General features: G+C 60.5%; 18 protein-coding genes. 10 read left to right on the top strand and 8 right to left on the bottom strand.

What is annotated here, in order from left to right; genetic code table 11:
• Positions 1 to 15: 15 nt before the first annotated feature.
• From HFK74_RS21560 to HFK74_RS21550, 3 genes are all read right to left on the bottom strand, one after another.
• Positions 16 to 771, bottom strand: coding sequence for a DeoR/GlpR family transcriptional regulator (locus tag HFK74_RS21560; protein ID WP_008056633.1), 756 nt, complete (start codon positions 769 to 771; stop codon positions 16 to 18).
• A 95-nt stretch (positions 772 to 866) separates the two neighbouring features.
• Positions 867 to 2,372 (bottom strand): glycerol kinase GlpK, encoded by a 1,506-nt coding sequence (gene glpK, locus HFK74_RS21555; protein WP_180205255.1) that lies wholly within the window; start codon positions 2,370 to 2,372, stop codon positions 867 to 869.
• Positions 2,373 to 2,447: 75 nt separating this feature from the next.
• Positions 2,448 to 3,299 carry an MIP/aquaporin family protein gene (locus HFK74_RS21550; protein WP_180205254.1) on the bottom strand — a complete coding sequence of 284 codons (852 nt, stop codon included), beginning with the start codon at positions 3,297 to 3,299 and terminating at the stop codon, positions 2,448 to 2,450.
• A 351-nt stretch (positions 3,300 to 3,650) separates the two neighbouring features.
• Here HFK74_RS21550 and ybaK point away from each other — a divergent pair, with 351 nt between their 5' ends.
• Positions 3,651 to 4,121, top strand: coding sequence for a Cys-tRNA(Pro) deacylase (gene ybaK / locus HFK74_RS21545; protein ID WP_180205253.1), 471 nt, complete (start codon positions 3,651 to 3,653; stop codon positions 4,119 to 4,121).
• 108 nt (positions 4,122 to 4,229) lie between these two features.
• Here ybaK and HFK74_RS21540 read toward each other — a convergent pair whose 3' ends face one another.
• On the bottom strand, positions 4,230 to 5,339 hold the full coding sequence (locus tag HFK74_RS21540; RefSeq protein ID WP_008056626.1) for an ABC transporter ATP-binding protein: 1,110 nt from the start codon (positions 5,337 to 5,339) through the stop codon (positions 4,230 to 4,232).
• Entirely contained in the window at positions 5,336 to 6,256 is a 921-nt protein-coding gene (argF, locus tag HFK74_RS21535) for an ornithine carbamoyltransferase (protein WP_180205252.1), read from the bottom strand. The genes HFK74_RS21540 and argF overlap by 4 nt, the downstream gene beginning before the upstream one ends.
• Before the next feature lie 407 nt (positions 6,257 to 6,663).
• On the opposite strand from argF, the gene HFK74_RS21530 reads away from it, so the two are divergent.
• The 8 genes from HFK74_RS21530 to HFK74_RS21495 all read left to right on the top strand — a co-directional run bounded on the left by HFK74_RS21530 (position 6,664) and on the right by HFK74_RS21495 (position 13,788).
• The gene (locus HFK74_RS21530) at positions 6,664 to 6,957 is read left to right on the top strand and encodes a hypothetical protein (protein WP_180205251.1); all 294 of its coding nucleotides are present in this window, start codon (positions 6,664 to 6,666) and stop codon (positions 6,955 to 6,957) included.
• Positions 6,958 to 7,091: 134 nt separating this feature from the next.
• Positions 7,092 to 9,197, top strand: a complete 2,106-nt coding sequence (locus HFK74_RS21525) for a molybdopterin-dependent oxidoreductase (RefSeq protein WP_180205250.1) — start codon at positions 7,092 to 7,094, stop codon at positions 9,195 to 9,197.
• Positions 9,198 to 9,294: 97 nt separating this feature from the next.
• Positions 9,295 to 9,636 (top strand): Grx4 family monothiol glutaredoxin, encoded by a 342-nt coding sequence (grxD, locus tag HFK74_RS21520; RefSeq protein WP_007938922.1) that lies wholly within the window; start codon positions 9,295 to 9,297, stop codon positions 9,634 to 9,636.
• Between the two features lie 250 nt (positions 9,637 to 9,886).
• On the top strand, positions 9,887 to 10,546 hold the full coding sequence (locus tag HFK74_RS21515; protein WP_008056620.1) for a FadR/GntR family transcriptional regulator: 660 nt from the start codon (positions 9,887 to 9,889) through the stop codon (positions 10,544 to 10,546).
• Positions 10,536 to 11,843: a CynX/NimT family MFS transporter gene (locus HFK74_RS21510; RefSeq protein ID WP_180205249.1), complete on the top strand. Its 1,308-nt coding sequence runs from the start codon at positions 10,536 to 10,538 to the stop codon at positions 11,841 to 11,843. The genes HFK74_RS21515 and HFK74_RS21510 overlap by 11 nt, the downstream gene beginning before the upstream one ends.
• Positions 11,844 to 11,943: 100 nt before the next feature.
• Complete coding sequence (locus tag HFK74_RS21505; protein WP_180205248.1) at positions 11,944 to 12,414, top strand: nuclear transport factor 2 family protein; 471 nt, start codon at positions 11,944 to 11,946, stop codon at positions 12,412 to 12,414.
• 40 nt (positions 12,415 to 12,454) lie between these two features.
• Positions 12,455 to 12,766 (top strand): GIY-YIG nuclease family protein, encoded by a 312-nt coding sequence (locus tag HFK74_RS21500; protein ID WP_008056617.1) that lies wholly within the window; start codon positions 12,455 to 12,457, stop codon positions 12,764 to 12,766.
• Positions 12,767 to 12,852: 86 nt separating this feature from the next.
• The gene (locus HFK74_RS21495; protein ID WP_180205247.1) at positions 12,853 to 13,788 is read left to right on the top strand and encodes a glutathione S-transferase family protein; all 936 of its coding nucleotides are present in this window, start codon (positions 12,853 to 12,855) and stop codon (positions 13,786 to 13,788) included.
• 121 nt (positions 13,789 to 13,909) lie between these two features.
• Here HFK74_RS21495 and HFK74_RS21490 read toward each other — a convergent pair whose 3' ends face one another.
• Complete coding sequence (locus HFK74_RS21490) at positions 13,910 to 14,260, bottom strand: glutaredoxin family protein (protein WP_180205246.1); 351 nt, start codon at positions 14,258 to 14,260, stop codon at positions 13,910 to 13,912.
• Entirely contained in the window at positions 14,260 to 15,264 is a 1,005-nt protein-coding gene (gene yejK, locus HFK74_RS21485) for a nucleoid-associated protein YejK (RefSeq protein WP_008056614.1), read from the bottom strand. Before yejK ends, HFK74_RS21490 begins: the two co-directional genes overlap by 1 nt.
• Positions 15,265 to 15,659: 395 nt before the next feature.
• Here yejK and HFK74_RS21480 point away from each other — a divergent pair, with 395 nt between their 5' ends.
• Complete coding sequence (locus HFK74_RS21480; protein WP_007905514.1) at positions 15,660 to 15,941, top strand: HU family DNA-binding protein; 282 nt, start codon at positions 15,660 to 15,662, stop codon at positions 15,939 to 15,941.
• A 64-nt stretch (positions 15,942 to 16,005) separates the two neighbouring features.
• On the opposite strand, the gene rlmF is transcribed toward HFK74_RS21480, so the two are convergent.
• On the bottom strand, positions 16,006 to 17,034 hold the full coding sequence (gene rlmF, locus HFK74_RS21475; RefSeq protein WP_180205245.1) for a 23S rRNA (adenine(1618)-N(6))-methyltransferase RlmF: 1,029 nt from the start codon (positions 17,032 to 17,034) through the stop codon (positions 16,006 to 16,008).
• Positions 17,035 to 17,052: the final 18 nt, after the last annotated feature.

The raw sequence follows: 17,052 nt of genomic DNA, 5'->3' as shown, positions 1-17,052 counted from the left end.
CACCACAGGAGGGGGTTAAACGACCTCTAGGCGAATCTTGTGCTGATTCAACAACTGCGTCAGTGCCGGCACCGGTTGCTGGTCGGTGACCAGGCAATCGATCAGGCTGATCGGCCCCAGGCGGATCATGGCGTTGCGTCCGAACTTGCTGGAGTCGGCGGCGAGGATCACCTTGCGGGCGTTGGCGATGATCGCCTGGGATACCCGCACTTCCTGATAATCGAAATCCAGCAGGCTGCCGTCTTCATCGATGCCGCTGATGCCGACCAGGGCAAAGTCGACCTTGAACTGGTTGATGAAATCGACGCTGGCCTGGCCGACCACGCCACCGTCACGCCGCACATTGCCCCCGGTCAGCAGGACGTCGAAGTCGTCCTTGGCGCTGAGCATCGAGGCCACATGCAGGTTGTTGGTGATGATCTTCAGGTGATTGTGGTTGAGCAGGGCGCGGGCAATCGACTCGGTGGTCGTACCGATATTGATGAACAGCGAGGCATGGTCGGGGATCTGCGCGGCAATGGCTTCGCCGATGCGCTGTTTCTCATCGCGCATCTGATCGGCGCGCATGGCGTAGGCGGTGTTTTCAACACTGGAGTCGTAAGCCGCGCCACCGTGGTAGCGGCGCAACAGATTGGCTTCCGCCAGTTGATTGATATCGCGGCGGATGGTCTGCGGAGTAACAACGAACAGCGTGGCCATTTCCTCGATGCTGACATAACCGCGTTCGCGGACCAGTTCGAGGATTTGCTGCTGACGGGGAGGCAGATTCATGGGGCGTCCTTTGGGCTGCCGTGCAAAATTTGCCCATGATGCCGCAGGAATCTGCTCCCTACCAGTTACATGCAGATACGCGCTCGTATCCCGGTTTATTCGGCCTCGTCTTCAGCCGCCCAATCGCGCGTGCGGCTGACGGCTTTTTTCCAGCCGGCGTAGAGTTTTTCCTTCGCCGCTTCATCGAGTGTCGGTTCGAACTGGCGCTCGATCACCGCCTTGCCGCGCAACTCGTCCAGGCTGCCCCAGAAACCGCAGGCCAGGCCCGCCAGGTAAGCGGCGCCCAGTGCCGTGGTTTCGCGCATCTGCGGACGCTCGACCTGGGTGCCGAGAATGTCGGCCTGGAACTGCATCAGGAAGTTGTTCGCCACTGCACCGCCGTCGACGCGCAGGGCCTTGAGGCGTTCACCTGCATCCTGCTGCATGGCGTCGAGCACGTCGCGGGTCTGGTAGGCGATCGATTCCAGCGCAGCGCGGATGATGTGGTCGACACGCACGCCACGGGTCAGGCCGAACAGCGCGCCACGGGCGTAAGGGTCCCAGTACGGCGCGCCCAGGCCGGTGAAGGCCGGTACCAGGTACACGCCGTTGCTGTCCTTGACCTTGTTGGCGAAGTATTCGGTGTCGTGGGCATCGTTGATGATCTTCAGCTCGTCGCGCAGCCATTGGACGGTGGAGCCGCCGTTGAACACCGCCCCTTCCAGCGCGTAGGCGACTTCGCCACGTGGGCCGCAAGCGATGGTCGTGAGCATGCCGTGGTTGGACTTCACGGCTTTGTCGCCGGTGTTCATCAGCAGGAAACAACCGGTGCCGTAGGTGTTTTTCGCTTGGCCGGCTTCGACACACATCTGGCCGAACAGGGCGGCCTGCTGGTCGCCGGCGATACCACCGATGGCGATGCCGCTTTTGGTGTGGCCGTAGATTTCCGAAGAGGACTTCACCTGGGGCAGCATTTCCCGCGGGATATCCAGCAGTTCCAGCATCTTCGCATCCCACTCCAGGGTGTGGATGTTGAAGAGCATCGTGCGCGAGGCGTTGGTGTAGTCAGTGACGTGCACCTTGCCGCCGGTGAATTTCCAGATCAGCCAGCTGTCGACAGTGCCGAACAGTAGCTCGCCATTGCGCGCGCGTTCGCGACTGCCTTCGACGTTGTCGAGAATCCACTTGAGCTTGGTGCCGGAGAAGTACGGGTCGGTGACGAGGCCCGTGGTTTCGCTGATGTATTGCTCATGGCCATCGCGCTTGAGCTGCTGGCAGATCTCGGTGCTGCGTCGGCACTGCCAGACGATCGCGTTGTAGATCGGGCGGCCGGTGTTCTTGTCCCACACCACGGTGGTTTCACGCTGGTTGGTGATGCCGATGGCCGCGACCTGATCGTGATGCAGGCCAGCTTGCGCCAGGGCTTCGACCATCACTGCGCTCTGGGTGGCGAAGATTTCCATCGGGTCATGTTCGACCCAGCCGGCTTGCGGATAATGCTGCGCGAACTCGCGCTGTGCGGTGCAGACCACGTTGGCGTCGCGGTCGAAAATGATCGCGCGGGAGCTGGTCGTACCCTGATCGAGGGCAATGATGTAGTTCTTGTTCTGTGTGTCGGTCATGTCGATTGCCTTGGACGAAAAAGGGATGTGAGGTTCGGCGCGCGAGCAAACGGGCAGGGTCGCGCACCAACGCTATCAAGAAATTCTGGGCTTGCCGTCAATGGCAGGTAGTGCATCCTTTGTAGCAGGTGCGGCGCCAGGCAAGTGACGGGCAATCAAGCCGCGGTAGGCAGCAGCACCCAGGCAGGCACCGACAATCGGTGCAAAAACCGGAACCAGGAAGTACGGAATATCGCGGCCGCCAGTGAAGGAAATTTCACCCCAGCCAGCGAAGAAAGTCATCAGTTTGGGGCCGAAGTCCCGTGCCGGGTTCATCGCGAAACCGGTCAGCGGCCCCATCGAGCTGCCAATCACCGCAATCAGCAGGCCGATCAGGATGGGCGCCAGCGGGCCGTTGGGCAGGCCATTGTTGTCGTCGGTCAGCGACATGATCACGCCCATCAGGATGGCGGTGATGATCACTTCGACCAGGAACGCCTGGGCCGGGGACAGGCTTGGGTTGGGGAAGGTAGAGAGCACCGACGCCAGTTCAAGGCTGGCTGTGCTGCCGCGAACCATTTGCTGAGTTTGTTCGAAATCGAAGAATAGGTTGCTGTAAAGCGTGTAAACCAACAAGGCGCCGCAAAAGGCACCCGCCACCTGCGCGAAGATATAGAAAGGCAGTTTGCGCTTTTCGAAGTCGGCAAAAATGCTCAGCGCGATACTGACGGCAGGGTTCAGATGAGCGCCGGAAACCCCGGCGGTCAAGTAGATCGCCATGCTCACGCCGACCCCCCAGATAATGCTGATTTCCCAGAGGCCAAAGCTGGCGCCCGCGACCTTGAGCGCGGCAACACAGCCCGTACCAAAGAAGATCAGCAGCGCAGTACCCAGGAACTCGGCCATGCATTGGCTCGACAGCGACGGTTGTTGTAAAGCAGTTGTCATTGAAACCTCATTGTTTTTCTTGTGTGACGCTTCCATTCCATCATGGTCAAAGCGCGTTTCTCATTGAGCCAGGATCCCCATCCTGTTCCCGTTTTACAGCAGGGCACTGCGGTAGGACATTTCATACAGTTTCAGAAACGAAAAAATATAGACAAGAAACGCTGCTGTCAAAGGTCGAAAGTGAACCGTTGGTCACAAATAAACTATTAGTCACATGAATGATCGCGCGTTGCAGGGGAGGAAGGCGGGAACCGGGCGCCTTTTGAAGCGGCGCCGCGATAGAGCCTTTTGGGGATCAATGTCCTAGAATCCGGCGCAGGATTTTCTACTGCCACCCAGTCTGGAGCTGTTATGACACCCGCATTGGATCTGCTGAAAAAGGTTCGGGCCGAACACCGCGTGCACAGTTATGAACATGACCCGAAGGCGGCGTCCTATGGGTTGGAAGCCGCGGAGAAGCTCGGACTGGACCCGGCGCAAGTGTTCAAGACCTTGCTGGCGGCCAGTGAAAAAGGCGAGTTGCTGGTGGCGGTGGTGCCGGTTGGTGGCAGCCTGGACCTGAAGGCCCTGGCGCAGGCGGCGGGGGTGAAGAAAGTCGAAATGGCCGACCCTGCGGCGGCCCAGCGCTCCACCGGTTATCTACTGGGCGGTATCAGCCCGCTGGGGCAGAAGAAGCGCTTGCGGACCTTTATCGACAATTCGGCGCAGCCGTTTGCGAGCATTTTTGTGAGTGCGGGACGGCGGGGGCTGGAAGTGGAGTTGGCTCCCGCCGTGCTGGCCGAACACACCCAGGCAAAGTTCGCCGACATCGGCCGCGCCTGAACTTTGTAGGAGCGAGGCTTGCCCGCGAAGGCGTCATATCAGTAAACGATGATGTTGACTGACACTACGCCTTCGCGGGCAAGCCTCGCTCCTACACAGGTTCGGATTTCAGTGCGCGCTGCTGTAGCGGCGAACGCCTGATTCAACCACCGGAATCTGCGCCGCCATGCTGCCGGATGCCTGGAACAGCACCAGGTGTTCCGCCGCTACACGAATGCCGACTTCTGCGCCGATCAGATGATCGACATGGCTCGGGAAGATCGCTTCCAGTTGTGCACCCGTCAGCATTTGCAGGCGATAAAGCGTCGAGGCGCCCTGGAAAGACTTGCCGACGATCCGCGCCTTCAATGCACTGTCTGGCGCATAAACGATATCGTCCGGACGCAGCAAGACATCCACCGCACCACCGACCGGCCAGGTGTAGGCGCGGTTGCCGCGCAGTTCACCCAATTCGGTCTGCACCGACTCCGGGCTGCTCAGTTGGCCGCGAATGAAGTAACCCTGGCCGATGAAACTGGCCACATAGGGTGTCAGGGGTTCGTGATAAAGGTTGTAGGGCGTATCCCATTGCTCAAGCCGGCCTTCCTTGAACACGCCGACGTGATCGCTGACCGCGAAGGCTTCTTCCTGGTCGTGGGTCACCAGGATCGCACTGGTGCCGCGGGCCTTGAGGATGTCGCGCACCTCGTGGCTGAGTTTGCGGCGCAATTCACCATCGAGGTTGGAGAACGGTTCGTCCAGCAGCAGCAATTGCGGTTCCGGCGCCAGGGCGCGAGCCAGGGCGACCCGTTGCTGCTGGCCGCCGGAAAGCTCGTGGGGATAACGCTTGCCGAGGTTCTTCAGGTTGACCAGTTCGAGCAACTCTTCGGTGACGCGATCCTTGTCCGGATGTTTGCGAATACCGAAGGCAATGTTGTCGGCCACGCTCAAATGCGGGAACAGGGCGTAATCCTGGAACACCATGCCGATGCGACGTTTCTCCGGCGCGAGGGTGAAACCGGCACTGGAGATGGTCTCGCCAGCCAGCTGGATATCACCTTCGTGCACCGGTTCGAAGCCGGCAATGGCGCGCAGGGTGGTGGTCTTGCCGCAACCTGAAGAGCCCAGCAGGCAACCGATGTCACCTGCGTTCAAGTGCAGGTTGAGGTTTTGCACCACGCGCTGGTCTTGATAGCCGCAGGCGAGGTTGCGCAGGTTAAGCAGTAATGGCTGGCTCATGCGTGATGGTACGAAGGCGGGACGAGAAACTCGAGCAGGGCCTTTTGTGCGTGAAGCCGGTTTTCAGCCTGGTCCCATGCCACCGAGCGCGGGTCGTCGAGCAGGTCGACGCTGATCTCTTCGCCGCGGTGAGCCGGCAGGCAATGCATGAACAGCACGTCCGGGGCGGCCAGGTCGAGCAGGGCGCGGTTGACCTGGTACGGGGCAAACAGCTGCAGGCGCTTGGCGGTTTCTTCTTCCTGGCCCATGGAGGTCCAGACGTCGGTGCTCACCAGGTGCGCACCGCGCACGGCGTCCTGCGGATCACGAACGATGGTCACCCGATCGCCGGCCTTGGCCACGAATTCGGGATTGGGTTCGTAACCTTCCGGGCAGGCGATGCGCAACTGGAAGTCGAACTGGATCGCCGCTTCTATATAGCTGTTGCACATGTTGTTGCCGTCACCGATCCAGGCCACGGTCTTGCCCTGGATGGAGCCACGGTGTTCGAGGAACGTCTGCATGTCGGCCAGCAACTGGCACGGGTGCAGGTCGTCGGACAGGCCGTTGATCACCGGCACGCGGGAGTTGGCGGCGAATTCGGTCAGGTTGCTGTGGGCAAAGGTGCGGATCATCACGGCGTCGAGCATGCTCGACATGACGATCGCGCAGTCGCCGATCGGCTCGCCACGGCCCAGTTGGGTATCACGGGGCGACAGGAAGATCGCCTGGCCACCGAGCTGGATCATGCCGGCTTCGAAGGAAATTCGGGTGCGGGTCGAGGACTTTTCGAAAATCATCCCGAGCACGCGGTTTTTCAAAGGCTCGAACAGTACGCCGCGGTTACGCAGGTCTTTGAGCTCAACGCCTCGACGGATCACGCTGACCAGCTCTTGGGGCGTGCAATCCATCAGGGAGAGAAAGTGCCTTGCGCTCATCATTGACTACCTTTTTGCTACAAACCGCAGATGCTCAAAGCCTTGTTTAACGGAACAACGGGCGAGACCTGCGGCGTAAGCCGCACGGGGCGACGAAATAGGGGAAGGCGCGATCTTATAATTAAATGTCGCGTCTTACCAATAGGGCTACGGTTATTAGGGGATTTCAGAGAGGCTATCGGATGACTGCGATAACGCTTTTTGAAGCCTGTTTCCTGACAGCAGCCAGGCATTTGTACACCGGCGCCGTGGAACTTGGCAATCCAGCGGGGCGGGGATGGCGAGCAGACAGTCGGTTTTCGACCTGTCGTTCGGGGCCTTGGGGGCGGGCGCAGGCGATCTGAAATACTTGCGAATGCAAAGTGCTGGGTTATAACTAATTCACGAGTGACGCAGGAAGCTCAGCGATGGAATCGAAAGAACAGCAGCTTATGGAATTGCTCGGCCTTACGGCCCGCTCCCTGACTCACCTGACCGCCTCCATGACATCGATGTCTTTCGAACTGCTGCGCAGTGACGACCAGGTCACGCGGGACGCAGGACGGCGCATGATCGACCGCATGGTCACCATCAGTGCCGGGCTTGACGAGCACTGGCGGCTGATCGGCGAGCTGACCGGTGTGCATCCCTCCCACGGGGAGGTCGAACCCCCCCTCCAGGAAATCCAGTTGCACACGCCGCCGAGGTTGCCTTCGAGCTGATCGGGCGCAGTTATCGGCAGGCCTGATGGCCACCGATTCACAAGACGAACGTCGCTGGCGCGGTGTTGGGGCAGGCGCCATAGTTTTGTTCCCGCGGTCGCTATTGCCCGCCCAGAACAAGACAGAGACTGGCCATGACCAAGACTCTCCATCACCGTGCGTGCCATTTGTGTGAGGCCATTTGTGGCCTGACCATCGAAACCACCGAGCTCGAAGGCAACCTGCAGATCACCTCGATCAAGGGCGATCCCCAGGACACCTTCAGCCGCGGGCACATCTGCCCCAAGGCGGTTGCCCTGCAAGATATCCAGAACGATCCGGATCGCTTGCATCAGCCAATGCGGCGGGTGGGCAGCGAATGGCAACCCATCGAGTGGGAAGACGCCTTCAACCTGGTCGCTGAACGCCTGGCCGCGATTCAGGAGCGCCACGGGCAAAACGCGGTGGCGGTCTATCAAGGCAATCCCAGCGTGCACAACTATGGGCTGATGACCCACAGCAACTATTTTCTCGGACTGCTGAAAACCCGTAACCGGTTTTCCGCGACGTCGGTCGACCAGTTGCCCCATCACCTGACCAGTCACCTGATGTACGGCCACGGCTTGCTGCTGCCGATTCCGGACATCGACCACACCGACTTCATGTTGATCCTGGGCGGCAATCCGCTGGCCTCCAATGGCAGCATCATGACTGTGCCGGATGTGGAAAAACGCTTGAAGGCGATCCAGGCCCGGGGCGGCAAGGTCGTGGTGGTCGACCCGCGTCGCAGTGAAACGGCGGCAATTGCCGACCAGCATCTGTTCGTGCGCCCCGGTGGCGATGCGGCGCTGCTGTTCGGTCTGCTCAATACCCTGTTCGCCGAAGGCCTGACCCGCGACAGTCATTTGCCAGTGGACGGTCTGGATCAGGTGCGCGAAGCCGTTGCCGGTTTCAGCGCCGAAACCATGAGCCCATTGTGTGCGGTGCCGGCGGAGCAAATTCGCCAACTGGCACGGGATTTTGCCGCCGCACCCACAGCGGTTTGCTACGGCCGCATGGGTGTCTCGACCCAGGCTTTCGGCACGCTGTGCCATTGGCTGGTGCAGTTGATCAACCTGGTCACCGGCAACCTCGACCGCGTCGGCGGCGCCTTGTGCACGGAACCTGCGGTTGACCTGGTGGCTTCGACGTCGGGCGGGCATTTCAATTTGTGGCAGAGCCGGGTGTCCGGGCGCCCTGAGTACGGCGGCGAACTGCCGGTGTCGGCGCTGGCCGAAGAGATGCTCACCGAAGGCGACGGACAGGTCCGTGCGCTGATCACCGTGGCGGGCAACCCGGTGCTGTCCACGCCTAATGGCCGCCAGTTGGAGCAGGCGCTGGACGGCCTGGAGTTCATGGTCAGTGTCGACCTCTACATCAACGAAACCACGCGCTATGCCGACCTGATCCTGCCGTCCACCTCGGCACTGGAAAACGATCATTACGACACCACCTTCAATATGTTTGCAGTGCGCAACGTCAGCCGCTTCAACCGCGCCATCCTGCCCAAGCCTGAGGGTGCCTTGCACGACTGGGAGATTTTCGTCGAGTTGGCCAAGGCGTTCGCGGCGAAGACCGGCAAGGAGCTCAAGCCCACCATCGCCCCGGCGCAGATGATCGACCGCGGTTTGCGCATGGGGCTGTACGGCGATGCGTCGCCGCACAAGCTGTCACTGGCAACCCTGTTCGATCATCCCCATGGGGTTGACCTGGGCGCACTGAAACCCAACCTGGCGCCCCGCCTGAAAACCGCCAACCAGCGAATCCAGGCGGCCCCCGCTGTAATCCTCGCCGACCTGGCGCGCTTCGCGGCCTTGCAGGCACCGACCAGCGATGAGTTGTTGATGATCGGCCGGCGCCATGTGCGCAGCAACAACTCGTGGATGCATAACTATCACCGCCTGGTGAAGGGCAAGCCCCGCCATCAGTTGTTGATGCACCCGGATGATCTGGCCAGTCGCGCGTTAAGCGACGGGCAGAGGGTGCGGGTCCGTTCGCGGGTCGGGGTGATCGAAGTGGAAGTGCTGGCCAGCCCGGATATGATGAAAGGTGTGGTCAGCCTTCCGCACGGTTGGGGCCATGCCCGGCCGGGTGTGCAAATGAGCATCGCCAGTGGTCAGCCAGGCTCCAGCGCCAATGACCTGACCGACGAGTGTCAGCTCGATGAGTTGTCGGGTAACGCGGCCTTGAACGGTGTGCCGGTGACCGTGGAAGCGGCCTGATCGCATCTGACGGAGAGACCGAGCAGGGCGCTCGGCTTTCCGTTACAATGCGCCACCGTGCCGACCCATGAGTCGGAAAGTTCAGCCGAGGTGCTCCATGGATATCATCGAAACGATTAAAGAGCAGATTGCCAACAACACCATTCTGCTTTACATGAAAGGCTCGCCGAATGCCCCGCAGTGTGGCTTCTCCGCGAAAGCCGCGCAGGCCGTGATGGCGTGTGGCGAAAAATTTGCGTACGTGGATATCCTGCAGAACCCGGAAATCCGCGCCAACCTGCCAAAATACGCCAACTGGCCAACCTTCCCGCAATTGTGGGTAGCTGGCGAGCTGGTTGGCGGTAGCGACATCATGACTGAAATGTCCGCTGATGGTTCGTTGCAGGCGCTGATCAAGGACGCCGCGGCCAAAGCTGCAGCAGCCAAGACCGAAGCCTGATACTCGGGCGTCAAAAAAGGCCCTTCACGGCAAACCGTGAAGGGCCTTTTTTTTTCGCCTGAACATTGTAGGAGCGAGCCTGCTCGCGATGAACTTGAGAACTCCGCGGGGTGTCAGGCTACCCGCGCCATCGTTAACGTCCATCGCGAGCAGGCTCGCTCCTACAGGTTACGGGGAGGTTGTCCTTTGGGGTGAAGCTGACTAACATGTCAGAAAATTCATCCTATGATTGGATGAAAGGACGAATCCCATGTCAGACACTTCTCCGTTAATCAAGCGCTCCCTGGTCGATCAAGCCCTGGAGCAGTTGCGCCTGCGCATCAACCAGGGCGCCTGGGCGGTCGGCCAGCGCTTGCCCACCGAGCCTGAGCTGTCCGCGGAGTTGGGCATCAGCCGCAACACGGTGCGCGAAGCCATGCGCGTGTTGGCGTTTTCCGGGTTGATCGAAATCCGCCAGGGCGACGGCAGCTACCTGCGCGCGGTGGTCGATCCGCTGGACACCCTCAAGGCGTTGTCCCGCTGCTCACTCGAGCAGGCCCGCGAGACCCGGCACATCCTTGAAGTCGAGGCCATCGGCCTGGCCGCCATGCGTCGCACCGATGAAGACCTGGTGGCCTTGCGTGAGGCGCTGGGCGTCAGCGGCAGCCACTATCACGGCGATCTCGACACTTATATCGCCTGTGATCTGGTGTTCCACCGCCGCCTGGTGGACGCCGCGCACAACTCGACCCTCAGTGAGCTGTATCGCTATTTCTCCAGTGTTGTCGGCGAGCAATTGCGCCACTGCCTGAACATCACCCCCCGACGCCAGGAGGTCTTCGACCTGCACGTCGAGCTGCTCGATGCCGTGGAGCAACGCGACCCGGAGCGGGCCAAAGCCCTGTCGAGGCAGTTGATCAATGAACCTTGAAACCGAGAACACCATGTCCAGCCAGCACACCGATCTGACCTCACCCAAGCGCACGGCAGAGCTGGAGGAGCTGCTGATCGACGCCGAGGCCGATGACGAACAGGTCCAGCAAACCCAGCCGATCCTGCGGCGCCCGTGGTTGTTGCTGCTGGGCCTGATCCTGGTGGCACTGAACCTGCGCCCGGCACTGTCGAGCATGGCGCCGATGCTGAGCGAGGTGTCGAAAAACCTCGGGTTGTCGGCGTCACAGGCCGGGTTGCTGACCACGTTGCCAGTGTTGTGCCTGGGCCTGTTCGCCCCGCTGGCACCGGTGCTGGCGCGTCGTTTCGGCGCCGAACGCGTGGTGTTGGGCATTCTCCTGACACTGGCCGGCGGGATCATCCTGCGCAGTTCCTTCGGCGAAATCGGCCTGTTTGCCGGCAGTGTGCTGGCAGGTGCCAGCATCGGCGTGATCGGCGTGTTGCTGCCGGGCATCGTCAAGCGCGACTTCGCCAAACAGGCCGGGACCATGACCGGTGTCTACACCATGGCCCTGTGCCTGGGCGCGGCCATGGCGGCGGGTGCCACGGTGCCGCTGAGCGAACACTTCGACAACCGCTGGAGCTTGGGCCTCGGGTTCTGGATGATTCCAGCCTTGATCGCGGCGATGTTCTGGCTGCCGCAAACCGGGCAAAAACATGGCGCGCATAACGTTGCCTACCGCGTGCGGGGGCTGCTGCGCGACCCGTTGGCCTGGCAAGTCACCTTGTACATGGGGCTGCAATCGTCCCTGGCCTACATCGTGTTTGGCTGGTTGCCGTCGATCCTGATCGGTCGTGGCCTGAGCGCAACCCAGGCCGGCCTGGTGTTGTCGGGCTCGGTGATCGTTCAATTGATCAGCTCCCTCGCCGCACCCTGGCTGGCGACGCGCGGCAAGGACCAGCGCCTGGCGATCGTGATCGTCATGGCGCTGACCCTGGGTGGCTTGTTCGGTTGCCTGTACGCCCCGATCGAAGGATTGTGGGGTTGGGCGATCGTGCTGGGGCTGGGGCAGGGCGCTACCTTCAGCCTGGCATTGACCCTGATCGTATTGCGCTCGCGCGATTCCCACGTGGCGGCGAACCTGTCGAGCATGGCCCAGGGTTTCGGCTACACGCTGGCCTCGATGGGGCCGTTCGCGGTCGGCATCGTGCACGACTGGACCGGCGGCTGGAGCGCCGTGGGCTGGATCTTCGGGGTGATCGGCTTGGGTGCGATCATCGCCGGGCTCGGTGCGGGGCGGGCACTCTACGTACAAGTCGAAAGCGAAAAGGTCTGACGCCTGCGCACTGTCGGTATTCGCCCTGCGAATGCCGATAGTGTTCGGCGTCTTTGGAGACTATTGTGCAGGCAATCCATCAACCGTACGGAGCCTGCCCATGAGTGATGCCCATAACGCATTGATTACCCAGTTCTACCAAGCCTTCCAGCGGCTGGATGCCGAGGCCATGAGCGCCTGCTATACCGATGACGTGGTGTTCAGTGATCCGGCGTTCGGTGAATTGCGTGGCCAAGCGGCTGGCGACATGTGGCGCATGCTCACTACCCGGGCCAAGGATTTTTCCCTGACATTCGACAATGTGCGCAGCGATGAACGCACCGGCGGCGCCCATTGGGTGGCGACGTATTTGTTCAGCCAGACGGGCAACACCGTGGTCAACGATATCCAGGCGCGTTTTGTCTTCCGTGACGGCAAGATCTGCGAGCATCACGACAGTTTCGACCTATGGGCCTGGTCACGTCAGGCACTGGGTTTCAAAGGCCTGTTGCTGGGCTGGACGCCACTGGTGAAGAACGCTGTTCGCGCTCAAGCGTTGAAGGGCCTGAAGGCGTTCCAGGCCAGTCGCTGATAAGATCGCCGCTTGTTTCCTTTCAAGTCTTGATCGTTACGTGAGCACCCTCAACGAAAAACCTGCCGACGCCGAGTCACAGGTGACCAAGCCGTGGTTCGTCTATCTGGTTCGCGCGGCCAATGGTTCGCTCTACTGCGGAATCAGCGATGATCCTGTGCGTCGCTTTGCCACCCATCAAAGTGGCAAGGGCGCGCGGTTCTTTCTTTCCAGCCCGGCCGTGGCGCTGGTCTACACCGAACTCTGCCGCGATAAAAGCGAAGCGCTGCGCCAGGAACGGCTGATCAAGAAACTCAGGAAAAGCGCCAAGGAATGCCTGGTGGCCAGTGCCGCCGCCGGCTTATCAATCTGACTGATCAGTTCCCATCAGGCAGACCTGTAGGCCGCGTGCCGATTGCGCGCTAAGCTGGGTTTCCTATTCGTGCGGCGGAGCCGAGCATGTCCGAGTTGATCCTGCATCATTACCCGACGTCCCCTTTCGCCGAAAAAGCCCGTTTGCTCCTGGGTTTCAAAGGGTTGTCCTGGCGTTCGGTGAAAATCTCGCCGGTGATGCCAAAGCCCGATTTGACGGCGTTGACTGGCGGTTATCGCAAGACGCCGGTGCTGCAGATCGGTGCGGATATCTATTGCGACACGGCCTTGATTGCCCGCCGTCTGGAACAGGAAAAAGCCCTGCCGGCGTTCTTTCCGGAAGGCCAGGAAATGGTCGCCGCGACCTTCGCGGCCTGGGCCGATTCGATCGTGTTCCAGCATGCGGTCAGCCTGGTGTTCCAGCCGGAATCGATAGCGGTGCGTTTTGCCAATTTGCCCCCCGAGGCGATCAAGGCGTTTATCGCCGACCGGGCGGCCTTGTTCAGTGGCGGCAGTGCAACCCGTTTATCCGCCGAGCAGGCCAGGCACCAATGGCCGACGATCATGGCGCGCCTGGAGCAGCAACTGCAGCGTGAAGAGGGCGATTACCTGTTCGGCGAACCGTCGATTGCCGATTTCGCCATGGCTCACCCGTTGTGGTTCCTTAAAGCGACACCGGTCACTGCGCCGCTGGTCGATGCTTACCCGGCGGTTGCCGCGTGGCACGCGCGGGTATTGGGTTTCGGTCACGGTGCTTTCAGCGATCTGACGTCCGAGGAAGCGTTGGAGATTGCGCGCAATGCCACGCCAGCAGCGTTGCCGGATGAGCAGTTCGTCGACCCGAACGGTTTCAAGGCCGGTCAGCAAGTGCTGATCGCGGCCACGGACTATGGCATTGATCCGATAGTAGGGGAGTTGCTGTTTGCCGGTGTCGAAGAATTGATCGTGCGCCGGGAAGACGAGCGCGGCGGTGTGGTGCATGTGCACGTTCCGCGGTTTGGTTTCCGCATAGAAGCACAATGATGTCTTTGTAGGAGCGAGGCTTGCCCGCGAAGAACGATGACACGGTTCAACAGTTACACCGCTTCATCGTTCTTCGCGGGCAAGTCGGGTCGCCGCACCGCACGCTCCTACAAGTTTCGGATTATTTCAGTGCGGCCAGAATCGCATCCGGGTCGTACCCGCGAATCAGCGTCCCGTTCACATCGATGATCGGAATCCCGCCGCCGCCCAAGGCCTCATAGGCCTTGCGCGCCACGGCATCCTTCTCGATATCGAATTCCTTGTACGGGATGCCTTTCTGATCGAGAAAGCGCCGGGTCAGCTTGCAGTAGCCACACCACTCGGTGGCGTACAGCACGACGTTGGCCTTGGCCTGGGTCTGCTCGGACACCACTTGCGACGGGTTGAACACCCGCTCGATCTTGCCCCAGTGCTGATAGACCACGACCACCAGCAGGATCAGCAAGAACTTCTTCAATACGCTACCGAGCATCAGTTGCGACGCTTGAGCTGGTCGGTGAGCGAAGTGGGCAGGCCTTTGATGATCAAGGTGCCGGCGTCTTCGTCGTACTCGATCTTCGAGCCCAGCAGGTGCGCTTCGAAGCTGATGGACAGGCCTTCGGCGCGGCCGGTGAAGCGGCGGAACTGGTTGAGGGTGCGTTTATCGGCCGGGATTTCCGGCGACAGTCCGTAGTCCTTGTTGCGGATGTGGTCGTAGAAGGCTTTCGGGCGGTCTTCGTCGATCAGTCCAGACAACTCTTCCAGGCCCATCGGTTCGCCGAGCTTGGCCTGGCTGCTGGCGTAATCCACCAGGGTCTTGGTTTTCTCGCGGGCGTCCTCTTCGGGCAGGTCTTCGCTTTCGACGAAGTCACTGAAAGCCTTGAGCAGGGTGCGGGTTTCGCCGGGGCCGTCGACGCCTTCCTGACAGCCGATGAAGTCGCGGAAATACTCCGAAACTTTTTTGCCGTTCTTGCCTTTGATGAAAGAAATGTACTGCTTGGATTGCTTGTTGTTCTGCCACTCCGACACGTTGATCCGCGCCGCCAGGTGCAACTGGCCCAGGTCCAGGTGACGGGACGGGGTCACGTCGAGCTGTTCGGTCACCGCGACGCCTTCGCTGTGGTGCAGCAGGGCGATGGCCAGGTAATCGGTCATGCCTTGCTGATAGTGGGCGAACAGGACGTGACCGCCGACCGAGAGGTTGGACTCTTCCATCAGCTTCTGCAGGTGTTCCACCGCCACGCGGCTGAAAGCCGTGAAGTCCTGAGCGCCATCGAGGTATTCCTTCAGCCAGCCGCTGAATGGAAAGGCGCCGGACTCCGGATGAAACAGACCCCAGGCTTTGCCTTGTTTGGCGTTGTAGTTTTCGTTGAGGTCGGCAAGCATGTTCTCGATGGCTGCAGACTCGGCCAGTTCAGAGTCGCGAGCGTGGAGAACCGCTGGAGTGCCGTCGGGTTTTTTGTCGATCAGGTGGACGATGCAATGACGGATCGGCATGGGCTTCTCGGCTGGTTGGAGAGAGCAGGGCGAGCTCCCCGAAAAAGCGCCCAGTGTACCGCAACCACTGGTTTTGGCGCGGTGCGAACGGCATTTGCAGGGCGACCGGTGGTGCTTATGCGTTTTTTTCCCGGTTTAGAGCAATAAAGCTGACCAATTGGGTAGCTAGAGGCGGATATTTCCCCGCCTCTGTGCTAGTTTTGCCCGGTCTTACGCGTAGTCACTGCGTTAAGCGTGCATTCAGCATTTGTCAGGTCGAACCAAACCCTGATTTCGGAATCTATAACCCCGATCCCGTGGTTATTTGGCCGAGGGTGCCGGATCCAAAAGATCGGGCTCGATGGCTGACACTGCACTCTGCAATCCATATGAATTTGATAGGGAAGGAACACTACATGGCTCTTACTAAAGACCAACTGATCGCCGACATCGCTGAAGCTATCGACGCGCCGAAAACCACCGCGCGTAACGCTCTGGACCAACTGGGCCAAATCGTTGCCGATCAGCTGGAAAACGGCGGCGAAATCACTCTGCCAGGTATCGGCAAACTGAAAGTGACTGAGCGTCCTGCCCGTACTGGCCGTAACCCTTCGACTGGCGCTGCCATCGAAATCGCTGCCAAGAAAGTGATCAAGCTGGTTGTGGCTAAAGGCCTGACCGACGCTGTTAACAAGTAAGACTTGTTAAAAAAAACCGTGCGCCGGAGTGATCCGGGCACGGTTTTTTTGTGTCCGCAGTTTATTACGCTGAAGGTTTCACCCAGCGCGCCTGACGCCAGGCCTGTTGTTGCGCTGGGGTCTGGAACGTCCAGGCCACGAAGCGGCTCTGTTTCTGGCCCTGGGACATTTCCACCACCTGGCTTTGCAGAGCCCCGGCTTTTTTCAGCGCAGTCTGGATCGCTGGCAGGTTCGAAGCTTTCGATACCAGTGTGCTGAACCACAGCACCTGTTGCCCCACCTGCGCGCTTTCGCTGATCAGTTGGGTGACGAATCGCGCTTCACCGCCCTCACACCACAATTCCGCGGCCTGGCCGCCAAAATTCAGCACCGGCAGTTTGCGTTTCGGATCGGCCTTACCCAACGCGCGCCATTTGCGTGTGCTGCCGCGCGTGGCTTCGTCCAGGGAGGCATGGAATGGCGGGTTGCACATCGTCAGGTCAAAGCGCTCGGCGCTCTCCAACAGCCCCAGCAGGATCTGCCTGGGGTTGTTCTGCTGGCGAATCTGGATGGCTTTGTTGAGACCATTGGCTTGAATGATGGCTTTTGCCGCAGCGATGGCAGTCGAATCAATCTCTGAACCGAGGAATTGCCAGCGGTAGTCGCTGTGACCGATCAGCGGATACACGCAGTTGGCGCCCATGCCGATGTCCAGCACCTTGACCGCGGCGCCCCGCGGAATCACGCCTTCATTGGCGCTGGCCAGCAGGTCGGCGAGGAAGTGCACATAGTCCGCACGGCCCGGAACCGGCGGGCACAGGTAGTCAGCCGGAATGTCCCAGTGGGCGATGCCGTAGAACGACTTGAGCAACGCCCGGTTGAATACCCTGACCGCGTCCGGGCTGGCGAAGTCGATGCTTTCCTTGCCGTACGGGTTGATGATCACGAACTTCGCCAGTTCCGGCGTGGTCTTGATCAGCGCCGGGAAGTCGTAACGACCCTGATGGCGGTTGCGCGGATGCAGGCTGGCCTTTTCGCGCGGTTCCACGGCTTTGGCCGGGGTCGCGTTTGCAGGCTTTTTACGCGCAGGTTTGGGTGTGCGGGGGGCAGTCATGGGCGTGTCGATTCGGGT

This window comes from Pseudomonas sp. SbOxS1, from assembly GCF_013416725.1.
In the GTDB taxonomy this organism is placed as follows: Bacteria; Pseudomonadota; Gammaproteobacteria; order Pseudomonadales; family Pseudomonadaceae; genus Aquipseudomonas.
This window is presented reverse-complemented; position numbering and strand designations above follow the sequence as displayed.

Bases quoted from the DNA above. Each gene is read 5' to 3' on its own strand.
- HFK74_RS21495 (WP_180205247.1), top strand. From the start codon at position 12,853: ATGTCCGAGTTGATCCTGCATCATTACCCGACGTCCCCTTTCGCCGAA.
- HFK74_RS21505 (WP_180205248.1), top strand. From the start codon at position 11,944: ATGAGTGATGCCCATAACGCATTGATTACCCAGTTCTACCAAGCCTTC.
- ybaK (WP_180205253.1), top strand. From the start codon at position 3,651: ATGACACCCGCATTGGATCTGCTGAAAAAGGTTCGGGCCGAACACCGC.
- glpK (WP_180205255.1), bottom strand. From the start codon at position 2,372: ATGACCGACACACAGAACAAGAACTACATCATTGCCCTCGATCAGGGT.
- argF (WP_180205252.1), bottom strand. From the start codon at position 6,256: ATGAGCGCAAGGCACTTTCTCTCCCTGATGGATTGCACGCCCCAAGAG.
- HFK74_RS21550 (WP_180205254.1), bottom strand. From the start codon at position 3,299: ATGACAACTGCTTTACAACAACCGTCGCTGTCGAGCCAATGCATGGCC.
- grxD (WP_007938922.1), top strand. From the start codon at position 9,295: ATGGATATCATCGAAACGATTAAAGAGCAGATTGCCAACAACACCATT.
- HFK74_RS21490 (WP_180205246.1), bottom strand. From the start codon at position 14,260: ATGCTCGGTAGCGTATTGAAGAAGTTCTTGCTGATCCTGCTGGTGGTC.
- rlmF (WP_180205245.1), bottom strand. From the start codon at position 17,034: ATGACTGCCCCCCGCACACCCAAACCTGCGCGTAAAAAGCCTGCAAAC.
- HFK74_RS21530 (WP_180205251.1), top strand. From the start codon at position 6,664: ATGGAATCGAAAGAACAGCAGCTTATGGAATTGCTCGGCCTTACGGCC.
- yejK (WP_008056614.1), bottom strand. From the start codon at position 15,264: ATGCCGATCCGTCATTGCATCGTCCACCTGATCGACAAAAAACCCGAC.
- HFK74_RS21540 (WP_008056626.1), bottom strand. From the start codon at position 5,339: ATGAGCCAGCCATTACTGCTTAACCTGCGCAACCTCGCCTGCGGCTAT.
- HFK74_RS21515 (WP_008056620.1), top strand. From the start codon at position 9,887: ATGTCAGACACTTCTCCGTTAATCAAGCGCTCCCTGGTCGATCAAGCC.
- HFK74_RS21560 (WP_008056633.1), bottom strand. From the start codon at position 771: ATGAATCTGCCTCCCCGTCAGCAGCAAATCCTCGAACTGGTCCGCGAA.
- HFK74_RS21510 (WP_180205249.1), top strand. From the start codon at position 10,536: ATGAACCTTGAAACCGAGAACACCATGTCCAGCCAGCACACCGATCTG.
- HFK74_RS21480 (WP_007905514.1), top strand. From the start codon at position 15,660: ATGGCTCTTACTAAAGACCAACTGATCGCCGACATCGCTGAAGCTATC.
- HFK74_RS21525 (WP_180205250.1), top strand. From the start codon at position 7,092: ATGACCAAGACTCTCCATCACCGTGCGTGCCATTTGTGTGAGGCCATT.